Source organism: Brevundimonas sp. GW822-FHT03E11 (assembly GCF_058801445.1).
This window is the reverse complement of record NZ_JBXANG010000003.1, coordinates 467,709-478,547: the sequence shown is the minus strand read 5'-3', so window position 1 is coordinate 478,547 and position 10,839 is coordinate 467,709. Positions and strand designations below refer to the sequence as shown.

At 66.0% G+C, this 10,839-nt stretch carries 6 protein-coding genes; 2 read left to right on the top strand and 4 right to left on the bottom strand.

The features are described from left to right. Positions 1–637 precede the first annotated feature (637 nt). From AC1RKE_RS07665 to AC1RKE_RS07650, 4 genes are read right to left on the bottom strand one after another with little or no spacing between them, the layout of a single operon-like run. A complete protein-coding gene (locus tag AC1RKE_RS07665; protein WP_492896738.1) occupies positions 638–1,834 on the bottom strand; it encodes a Wadjet anti-phage system protein JetD domain-containing protein in 1,197 nt (398 codons plus the stop codon). Further along, positions 1,831–5,265, bottom strand: coding sequence for an SbcC/MukB-like Walker B domain-containing protein (locus AC1RKE_RS07660; protein WP_492896736.1), 3,435 nt, complete (start codon positions 5,263–5,265; stop codon positions 1,831–1,833). Before AC1RKE_RS07660 ends, AC1RKE_RS07665 begins: the two co-directional genes overlap by 4 nt. Then, positions 5,262–5,936 carry a DUF4194 domain-containing protein gene (locus AC1RKE_RS07655; RefSeq protein ID WP_292259856.1) on the bottom strand — a complete coding sequence of 225 codons (675 nt, stop codon included), beginning with the start codon at positions 5,934–5,936 and terminating at the stop codon, positions 5,262–5,264. The genes AC1RKE_RS07660 and AC1RKE_RS07655 overlap by 4 nt, the downstream gene beginning before the upstream one ends. Further along, positions 5,926–7,443 (bottom strand): Wadjet anti-phage system protein JetA family protein, encoded by a 1,518-nt coding sequence (locus AC1RKE_RS07650; RefSeq protein ID WP_492896734.1) that lies wholly within the window; start codon positions 7,441–7,443, stop codon positions 5,926–5,928. Before AC1RKE_RS07650 ends, AC1RKE_RS07655 begins: the two co-directional genes overlap by 11 nt. A 490-nt stretch (positions 7,444–7,933) precedes the next feature. Between AC1RKE_RS07650 and AC1RKE_RS07645 the strand changes: the two genes are divergently transcribed. Both AC1RKE_RS07645 and AC1RKE_RS07640 read left to right on the top strand, forming a co-directional pair. Beyond that, entirely contained in the window at positions 7,934–8,191 is a 258-nt protein-coding gene (locus tag AC1RKE_RS07645; protein ID WP_492896732.1) for a hypothetical protein, read from the top strand. Continuing rightward, on the top strand, positions 8,184–10,637 hold the full coding sequence (locus AC1RKE_RS07640) for an AAA family ATPase (RefSeq protein ID WP_492896730.1): 2,454 nt from the start codon (positions 8,184–8,186) through the stop codon (positions 10,635–10,637). Before AC1RKE_RS07645 ends, AC1RKE_RS07640 begins: the two co-directional genes overlap by 8 nt. Positions 10,638–10,839 lie beyond the last annotated feature (202 nt).

The following is a 10,839-nucleotide window of genomic DNA, read 5'->3' as shown; positions in this document are numbered from 1 at the left end:
TCCTTCCTCCTCGACGCTGCTGAAGGCTGCAGCATCCGGCATCACGCCGGACGAGGGAAAGGACATACGGACTTAGCCCTTCCTTGCACCACATGCGCCTGTTCGCGGCGTTCTCGGGTCGGCGATGAATGGGTGTGTTGTTCCCGCTCCTTCGCGCTGTAGTCTGGGGGCGACGGGTTCCGGGACGATAGGGGCCGATCGGGAGCCGGGGGACGTTCAGGCGTCGGCGGCGATCCGCTCCGAAACACCGGGCTTCCTCGCAGAAGTTCCAGGCCCGTCCCCCATTCGTCTTCGCGGAGGACCGCCCTGACCGAAGACCTCTCGGATGAGGAAGCGGAGATCTATCAGGATCTGGCCGGGCGCGCCGGCGTGGTCGCCAGGCGCCTGCTCGCGGAGCGAGGCTTGATCTATCTCGAGGATCTCGATCCGAGGCGGCCCGCGAACTCCTGAGAGCGGCCTGGCGGGAGGCCGCCTGCGAGCGATTCGCCGGCCTGGATATTTCCGGGCTGGACGCCGAGATCGACGCCATGGTCGACAGCCTCGCCATGGTCACGTCCGCCCCGGATGGCGTGCGGCTTCAATAGCGGGTGAGAAGGCGCACCGTTCCGGTGCATCGCGCCGCTGAGAGCGACCAGTTCTAGGCGCCTGGGTCTTCTGGACGTGACGGCGCCACCCCCTCCTGCTCAAGCTCCCATGGCGTTTCCATTCGCGCCATCGCATCCCAGAGCGGGGCGATAGCGCTTCCCTGGGCGGCGCCGACGGAGAGCCGCCTTCGTTGAGGGTCGGGACGACCGCGTTCGCGAAGGAGCTCAAGGCTCATCAGATGAGGTCGCAGCTTGCGGCCCTCCGCAGCCAAGGCCTGCTCGAGCGATCGGAAAATGCGCAGTCCGCCTGGGTCGATGTCGCCCCAGTGATAGACCGTCGGCTGGCTAAGGCGCGCGAGGCGCAGGAGGGCGGCGAGGACGGCGCGGGAGGGGAAGCCGCCGGTGTAAATGACCAGCCCTCCATCGTCTCCCGCGCATTCGCGCGAATGTCGGATGAAGGAGGTGTAGTTTTCGATGGTCAGAAGGTAGGCCGGAGGCGCGCCCGGGCTTAGATGTTCGGCGACTGCTCCCGGGAACCCGAGATACTCAGCCCGCGGGAGGACCGCCCCATCCAAGGCGACCGCTCCGCTGATGAGCACCGGCGCGGGCAGACGCTCCACTCCGTAAAGTGCGACCACATCTTCCGGGATCAGATCGGCCAGCCTCGCGGGGTCGTCGGCCTGAAGCAAGGCCGCCACCGTCACAAGCGTATCGGCCAAGGCCTTGCTGTCCCCCGCCGCATCCCGGGAGAAGCTGCGGTAATCGATCTGGCGGACGCTCTCGTTGGTTTGCGAACGGCGTCGAAGCGCCCGCGCCAGCCGCGCCGCCTTGTCGAGACGGTCGGTTTGGCCGGGCCTCAGCCCGAGAATGGTCTTGTGCCTCGCCCACCCCGCTTCGATCCGGGCGATGACCGATGCGAACCCGGCTCCATCCGCCTCCTCCGGGACGGAGGCGACAGCGGCGGCTGCGCCCTCCCGGGAGGGTGTGCGTCCCAACACCTGATAGACCACTTCGGGGTCGACGAGCCGCACCGTCCGAATGTGCTCCACGCCGCCTCGGCGGGTCCGAACGAGGCGCAAACCGCCCTTCCGCTCGACGGTCCCGAGGACGGCGAGAAAGGCATCCCAGTCAGCCACTGAATGAAAGCGGTCCTCGTCGATCCGCGCCGTCGCCGCCGCGCTGCCGGCCTGGCGTTCGTGACGGTCCAGCAGCCCGTGCAGGAGCGCGACTGGGTCAAGGGTCTCCGTCATTGAGCGGGCAAGGGCGCGGCCGCCATCTCCGCGATCAGATCGTCATCCGTCCTGTTGCGCGGATTGGCGCGCCTGAGGGTTTCATGGACCAGCGGCTTGATGCGCGCCGACTCCGCGGTGACCGCGTCGCCGAAGCGGTATACGTCGATGACGCTGTCCAGATTCTCGAAGATGACCGAACGCTTTTCCGGCGGCGCGGCCACCACCACCTGCAGACCGATGTCGCGGTAGAAGTCCAACAGGATGCGTTGGTTCGAGCCGTCCATCTTGCTGAACGCCTCATCGAACACGGCCAGACCGATCCCGCGCTCGACGCCGGGCGTAATCCGCCGTCCGTGATAGATGCTCGCGAGGGCGGCGCCGATGATGACGTAGAAGGGGACTTGGAGTTCAGCGCCGCTCGCCACACCGCGCCGCCGGTCGAAGCTTGTCTGCCGACCCGTGGCCACGTCCTTCATCCGGAGCTCGAATGCGTAGTAGTTGCGATAGTCCTGGTAGATCGTGAAATCGAGCGTTTCGTCCTGCATCAGGCGCTCGACCTCCTTGAGCGCGAGCGCGTGCTTCTCGTCCCGAGGTTCGCCCCGGCCGAACAGCGCCGCGAGGACGTCTTCGTCGGACTCGCTGTCCCGGGCGAGGCGGTACAGCGCGTCGAAGGCGGGTTTGATCTCCCAATGGACCGAGTAGACTTCGCCGTGAAGCGGCCGGGATTGGAGGGCTGCGTTCAGCGCCAGCATCTCGCTCCTGAGACCGCTGAACCGACCGTTCAGTTCATGGACAAAGGACGTCCGGAAGAGGTGGCTGACTTCCTCGGCCGCCCGGTCGGCCTGTTCGCGATACTGGATCAGCTGATTCCGCTCGAGAAGAGCGATGCCTTCCTCGAGCCAAGGCATGATTTCCGCGATGATGCGCGCCTGGGGCTCCGGGACCGATGCGGATCCGAACTTCGCGCGGAAGCGGCCGAGGTCGACGCGCAGCGCGCTTTCGACCTCTCGGTATCGAGCAACAAGCGTCTCGGCCTCCGCAGCCTGATCACGGGCGATCTTCTCCGGACGACGGCCCGCTCTGAGCGCCGCGTAGGCCTGCCGCACCGGAAGGAACGCTTGGCGGCCTGGAAGCCGCTGGCGGAAAGTTCGCCACCTCAGGGCCAGGCACAGCCTTGAGCCTGGCTGGGCCTCGCCGCTCTCGAGACGGCGTTGGAGATCCTGGAGGGTCTGTCCCAGTGAACCGCGCTGCTCGGCCAGGGCGAGCCTTTCCCCTTCCGCCATCTCTTGACGCCGCCGCGCCACCGCCAGCGCTTGCTCAAGCTCCGGATCCACGTTCGCCGCCAGATCGGCCAAGCGTCGTCTTCGGTCCTCCGCCTTCTCCTCGGCGTCGGCGATGCTGAAGACGAGGGTATCGAGGCGATCGGCCGCCTCTACCGGGCTGGAGAGGTCTTCCAGTCGCCGCACCACGTCATCGATGAAGGCGACGTTCGCATCGTGTTTGGACAGGATGGCCGTCAGGTCTCGGATCTCATCGGTGAGGCGAGTCTGCATGAGGCCCGCGGCGGCGCGGCCAATCTTGAGGCCTTGCGGATGAAGAACCTCGACGACCAGGCCGCTGTTGTAGGCGCCGTCCCGCATAATGGCGCGCGGGCCCGCCATCAGTTCCTCTTGCGTCTCGGCCAGCCGCACCGAACCGGCGCGCTGGACAAGGAAGGCCATGGCCAGGCTGTCCTCACTTGTGAACACCGAGGAGAGAGATCCTGGCGTCGCTTCATGGGCCGATCCCTGGAGTTTACGCGTGTTGACGACCCGGCACCCGCGGAAGGCGTCTCGTCCGGCGCGAAGAATCTCGACCGCACGTGAGGCGTGCTCCGGCGCAACGATCACCGCTTCCCGGTCTCGGCCCAGCAGGGCCTCCGCAGCATTGCGCCAGCTTTCGTCGGTCAGACTGACAGCCTCACATACGGCGCGGGGCTCCATTCCCAGCGAAGCGAGCTTGGCCATGAGCGCTTCCGTTCGCGGGTCCAGCAAGGCCGCGCCCTGCTGGCTCTTGCCGAGCTGGGCTTTCGCTTCCTTCAGCTCGGCGCGGATGCCCTCCCTTGCTCCGATGCGGCTGTTCCGCTCTTCGCGCACGCCGTCGATCTTCTCAGCCGCGATGGTCGCAGCCGTACTCAGCAGCGTTTCCATCCCGGCCGGATCCTGCGGCCAGTCGGGGGGATTGCGGCCTTCGCTCTGCTTCTGAATCGCTTCGAGCGTGGACGTGAGCTGACCCAGCCGGAGCGGCTGCAGCAGCGCCCTCTGGTCGAGGAGGGACACTCCGCGGGCGGCGCGGAGAAAGCGCGCCTGAAGCCGGCCAAGGAGCTCGGCCCGTTCCTTCAGGGCGAGCTTCATTTCGCTGTTCAGCACGGCCTCCTCCGCACCGCGACCCTGCGCCTGAATCTGGGCCGTCAGGGACACGACGAGATCCTTCGCGAGCGCAAGTTCTGCTTCGCAGCGATCAAGATCCTCCTCGACCCGCCGGCGTTGGTCTTCGGCCTCGCGATGCGCTCGCAGATTGTCGAACAGGGCGCCGCCCGCTTCGATTACCTGGGCAAGCTGTTCGACGCTGCGGGCGATCTGTTCCCGTCGCAGAAGATCCTCGAACGAATCCGCCTGCATCTTGAGTTCACGAAGGGCGGCAAGCCTGTCCTCCAGGTCGTGAATGTCCTGCTGAATCTGGCGGTAGCGCTGGATGGACGCGCGGAGCTCGCCAATGTCGATGTCGTTCTTTTCCAGCAGATAGGTCTGAACGAAGGCTTCGACAGACGGGATGTGGTGGAATGACAGGGCGAGGACGAACGCCCGCGCGAAGCGCTCGGGCTCGGACCGCTGCCCCTTAGTGAACAGCAGGCGCATATATTCTCGGATGAAGTCGCGCGCCTTGGTCTGTCGCCGGAGTTCGTAGCCGCCCGCTGCGCAGGCCGCCTCCAGCCTCTGTTTCACGACCGGCCACTCCGCAGAACGTGCGACGCCATCCACCTCCTCGACAAACAGCGCGGAATCCGCGCGAACGCCCTCGGCGACATATCGCCCGAGGATTACGGCGTTGTCGCGAGAGGTCGCTTCCACGCAGAGGCCGAGAGTGACCGGAGGGCGATCTCCCTCCGCGTCTTCGAACGTCAGGGCGATGTGGGTGATTGTCTGATCGCGCAGGCTCACGCCCTCGTCCAACCGTCCAAGGCAGTAGCTCTGGAGCGTGCGCTCTGAACGTCCGGAGCCCTCGCCGGCCGAACGATTGTATTTGTAAAGGCTGGCCGCCCCGCCCGACATCACCGTCTGGATCAGGTCGATCAGGGTCGATTTTCCGGACCGGTTCTCACCTAAAATCGCACCATTGCCGACGATATCAAGGTCGGCTCGGGCCAGCAGATGCCACTGAACCAGGGCGATGCGGCTGAGGGTCATCATGCGGAGACCTCCACCTCGGCCCGATCGGCCTCGGGAGCGGCAGGCTCCTCATCGGCATCATCCTCGACGACATCCGGTCTCTGAAGAAGCTGCTCAAGCGAGGTGAGGAAATCGTCGCCGGCCACTTCGCTGACCAGCGCCCGTATCGTGAGTTCGCGGTCCTGCGCCTGATCATCTTCCGGACCGAGCCGTACTATGGCGCGCCGTTCGAGCGACAGCAGGACATCGCGAAACTCCCCGACCTTCAGCGCCGGTCGCCGAGCTCGCGAGACTGTTTCCTGATAGGCGTCGTAGGCCGCGTTGAGGGTCAGCAGAACACTGGCATGAGGCTGTATGTCGCCGTTCTGGACCTCTTCTTCCCAGAGCCTGCGCAGGACGAGCAGGACCAGAGAGTCCTCGATGCGCATCCTCGGCGCCGTGATCCGGTCGAGGTCCGGGAAAAGCCCGGCCCAGCCCTCACTTTCGCGCACGACCAGCCGGTAGCCGGCGACATCGAAATAGTCCCTGAGCAGGGTGACGGCCGCCGCTCTTCGCAGCGTCTCCATCAGCCCGGCTGCGCCGCGGTCGTCGATATGCAGGAACTGGTGACGAAGCAGGTGGGCGATGACCTGGGTGACACGCGCGTACAGCCGGGCGTCTTTCTCCTCCAACTGTTGAAACTCAATCAGCATGCGAGCGCTCCAGCGTGATGGCGTCGGTCTTGCGCCGGACGATGAAGCCTCGGCAGGCGATCCACTCATTGTCCACGAGGTCTCCCTCCCTGGTCTCGAACTCGAAATCCTGAGACAGGGCGGTCAGGAGTCGTTTCGCGGACTGGCCGCCGTCCGCGCCAGCCACGGCGACGCGAAGCGCGTCGAAGGCGAGGAAATCATCGAGATCGCCAATATGGAGATCGCTCGCCGCCTGGCTCGTCAACGGAAGCACTCGCCGTTCAAGGAAACGCTGTACCTGCGCCGGACGAACATTGAGGCGGTCGAGGTAACGCCGCTGGAGGTCGCGGCGATACATCTGCAACGGCGTCAGGCTTTGCAGATCGAGGACGCCGCTCACGACCGCCGGGCGAGCGCTTCGCGGGCGGGCGAGCAGGAATGGAGACAGGAACTCCCTCTGCGCCTCCATGGGCCCCATTGCTTCGATGGCGACCGACGTCTGTAGCAGGCGATCGAGGAGGATCACGACGCGCTCGCTTCTCTGCAAAAAGCCGCCCGTCTGGCGACCGGCGTATCGGACCGTGTTCCTCAGTCGGGTTTCCAGGCGGCCCCGATGCTGCTGGATGCGCCGGAAGGCGTCCTCGATCCGGTCGAAAACCGTTCGGATCGTCAGCAGATCGTCCTGGACCACCGCGGACGCATCCCGAATATCCTGTCCTAGGCGGGCCTCGAAATAGGCTTCGGCGAGCGAGTCCATGTCCATGGCCGAATCCTCGATCGCCTGAATGGTCTCGAAGATGTGGTGCCGAAATCGATAAGGGTGCGACGTCGTCGAGATATCGGCGTAATCGCGGAGCAACACCTGCTCGACGAAGTCGTGGAAGTAGTACTTGAGCCGCTCTTCGACGCTTTGGCTGCCCATCACCTGACGGTCGACGTCTCGCAAGGCCGAAAGCACGCTGCGAAGGTAGCGGCCGAAGGCGGCCGCATCCTTGGCCGCCTTGTTGACGCCCAGCGCACTGTCCCGCGCATTGATGCGCGCGGCGTCCAGCGCGTTCTTGACCTGAACCACCAGACCGCCGACCTGCTCGGAGACCCCCTGGGTCAGACTCCAGAGAAACTCAGCCAGCCGCAACGCGCCGGCCGGCATGTCGACGGTGACCTTCAGCCCGTAGCGGTTCTCGTCGAGCCATCCGGTCTGGAGCAGGCGATTGTAAATATGGCGCGCCCGCGCCATCGCCTCCCCGCTCGCCTCCGCATCCGCGGTCTCGGACCGACGTCGTCTGAGCCGTCGCGATCCTCGAACGGAAAGGGTGTCGAGGACGACCTCGGCCTCGTCGTCCCGCCAATGCTCGGCGTTCCGCGCGAGACTTGAATAGATGGCGCTGACCACCTCGCCTTGGGCCGGAAACAGCATCTCCGCGCGAAAGAACTCATCGTAGATGTCGAGCAGGACAGCCTCATACAGGCGGCGATTGCCTCCCGCGAACAAGGTGAAGATGTCAGCGTTCAACGCACGAAACAGCATCGGCCCCCCAAAGATCAGCTTAGGCGAAAGAGCTACGGACGCACAACCGGCGACTGTTGTTCCCTGACCCCTCGCCGGTTGAATGCCCTGGATTGTGCGGGCCTGTCGCGCGGTTAGCCCATGGCGCTAGCGTTGGCGGGTGACGTTAGCGCCAGCAGCGGACATTGGCTCAGCGCCTGAAAGCAGACCTTCGGTCACTCAGCCGCCAAGCCGGCAATCGAAGGCCGAGGTCCGCTCCCTGCACCTGTCCGGCGTCGCTCCACGAGCGCCTCGCTCACAGCCGCAGCCAGGATGGGGCACCGCACTCAGCGCGGTTCTCAGCAGCACCGTTACCGCCGCCCTCCAAGCGGCGTGATGCTGCCGAACTTGGCGGGATGCACCTCACTGTCGACCATGAACATCAGGGTGTCGGAGAACAGCATGACGACCAGCGTCTTCTAGCCAGCGCTGCGTCTTATGGTAGAGGTTAGGTCTTAACGGAAGCCAGACAATGTGCGAAGCCGCAGAAGCCGCAGGAGCCGCGCCGACTAGCGCGCAACCTAAGGACGCCAAATCGGTTCTCGAGAGCCTCGCCGTGACGCTGGCGGACCGTCCTGGCGGCGACCTGGAGCTCACCCAGCTCCTCGCGCAACACATACTTACGGAGACCCCGGCGAAGAAGGCACCGGAACAGGCGACCGCCGCCATCGTGGCCCTCGCCCAGGCCCGGGCCAAGGCGTTGCTCGATAAGGAAGCGGCGCATGGCTGATCCGATCGTCATCCGCGAACTGTCGCTCTCCGGCTTCCGCGCTTACCTGGAGACCCAGACCTTCGACTTCAGCAGCAAGCCCTGCCTAGCGGTCTACGGCCCCAACGCCATGGGCAAGTCGAGCCTGGTGGATGGGGTGGAGTTCTATCTCTCTGACACAGGGACGCTGGAGCGGCTCGGCGCGCGCACAGCCAACAACCAGGCGGGGCCCGTCGCTCTGAAGCACAATCTGGCAGAAGAAAAGGGGGTAAGCTGCTCGGTTTCCATGACCTTCAGCGCTGGCAAGGCCTTGCTTAGCGGGGCCCGCAGCGGGGACGGCAAGCGCCCCATCACGCCCGCGGCCCAGACGGTGGTCGCGGCCTGCGCCGTCGACCCGATCATTCGCGGTTATGCCCTGCGCGCCTTCGTGGAGGGCGAGTCTGCGGAGGCCCGCTACGCAGCGGTGGCGGGCTGGCTCAACCTGACGCCGCTCGTCGAGGTGCAGAGGAACACCCGCGCCCTGCGCCAGCAGGTGAAGGCCGCCTGCGAGAACACCTCCGCCTTCCAGCACGTGGACCAGAACCTGGCGCGGCTGACGGCCCAGGCCCTCCTTAGCTGGGACGAGAGCGCAACCCTCGCCCACCTGAACGCCGCAATGAAGGTCCTGGACGGCGCGCTACAGCTGACGTCCCTCAGCGCCAATGATCCGGCAATGCTCACGCTGAAGGGTCGGGCGGAGGCTGAAGCCGATCGGCTCGGTCTGGCTGCGTTGAAGCACCGGCTGGGCTTGGTGCGGGCGCTGCATCGCGATCCCAGCGAGCTCAAGAATGAGGATCCCGTTTCGCTGATCGCTGCCTTCGGGGACGCGCTGACGGCCCGAGACGCGGCAATCAAGCTAGAGGAGATGGAGCGTTCCAAGGCGGAGAAGGCGGTGTTCGCCAACGTCTGGGAGGCCGCTCAACCCCTCTTCTCCGGCGATACCCCGCCGGACGCTTGCCCCGTCTGCGACACCCCGCTGGACGCGACTAAGGGCGGGGATGCCGCCGGAGTGGCCCTTCACCTCGCGAGCCACCTGACTGCGCTAGAAGCCTACCGCTCGGCGAAGCAGGCGCTGGAGGATGCGACCAGCGCCGCGAAGGCCATTCGCCTCGAGCTGCTGGCGGCCGTGCAGGCTCTCGTGGCGCAGGAACTGCCCGGCCCTCTCGGCGAGGCGCTCAAGGCCTACCTCCAGAAGCTGCAGAAGGGACCAGCGCCAGCGGCGGCCGAGGTCGCAGCGCTCGCCCAGTCCCTCGGGGACCTGGACCACGCCCTTGCTGCGGAGATCGAGGGGATCGAGGCCGCCCAGGGCGACGCGACCTACGCTAAGGCCTGGACGCTGGCCAACTGCCTGCTCGACCTGAAGCGGGAGCGCCTTCTCGCCGACCGCACGAAGGCCGAGCTCGAAAAGCTCGCGGCCGAGCTGACGGCCCAGGCCACGGTGCTGACGTCGCAGATCCGTGCGGCGGTCCAGGCCCTCCTCGACCGCCTGAACGCGCCCATGAACGCGATCTACGAGGCCATCCAAGGGGAGCGAGCGAAACCGGTCCGCCTGCAGCTCCCCTCGGAAGAGGACACGAACCAGCAGCGGCTCCTCCTGCTTATCGACTTCGCCTCCAACCGGGAGGGCGTCCAGCCGGGCGGCTACCTAAGCGACTCTCAGATCCACTCCCTGGCGCTAGCCTTCCGCCTGGCGGCCATCCTGTGCTTCAACCAGGCCGCCCAGTTCGTGGTCCTCGACGACATCGTCACCTCCTACGACGCCAACCACCGTCGGGCCCTGACTAGCGTCATCGGGACGCTCTTGGCCGCCCTCCAAGTCCTCGTAGTGACCCACGACGAGCGGTTCTTCTTCTATCTGCGCGATCAGCTGCCGCCGGCCCGCTGGCGCTACAGTCGGATCATGCGGCTCGACGCTGACTATGGACCTCGGTTCAGCGATGCCCAGGTTAGCGACGAGGCGATCCAGGCCCGCTGGGACGCCGGCCTGTCGGCTGCCAACGAGATCCGTCAGGCCGAGGAGGACTGGCTGCTCTCCATCTGCCGCGACTTCGGCGTGTCGGTGCAGATCCGCCCCCTGGACCGGCCCTATTCCTACGAGCGGTCGGAGCTCGCCAACGCCTTGGGGAGCTTCCTCAAGGGCCGCGGCCTCACGCCGCCGTTGATCCCCGGCGTCAGCAACCCATTCCTCCAGTCCCTCTTGTCCGGCGTGGTGGAAAACTTCGGCAGCCACTTCCAGGACAACCCCGGGGCCCAGGGCTCCATCGGCGACGAGCAGGCGCGCTGGACAGAGTTCAGGGCCTTCCGGGACCTGTTCCAGTGCCCCTCCTGCAGCCGGCGGCGGTTCAAGCGGGGCAATCTCAACAAGCCGGTCTGCCTGCATGAGAAATGCGAGACGCAGTTCGCCTTCAAGGCGGCCGCTCCCGCCTGACGCCAAGCAGTGCAGGAGATAGAGCAAGCGGCCGATCGTGCGACCGATTCTGACGCAGCTGTGGCCGACACTCTTCTGGCCAGCAAGGAGCCACAACATGCCCAGCAACGTCGCCACCGCCGAACATCTGCCCGCCCGAGTTGGTCCGTCGCCGACGGCGCTGCTCTACCTCGCGAGGGCGGGTGTACGGCGCAGCCCTTCG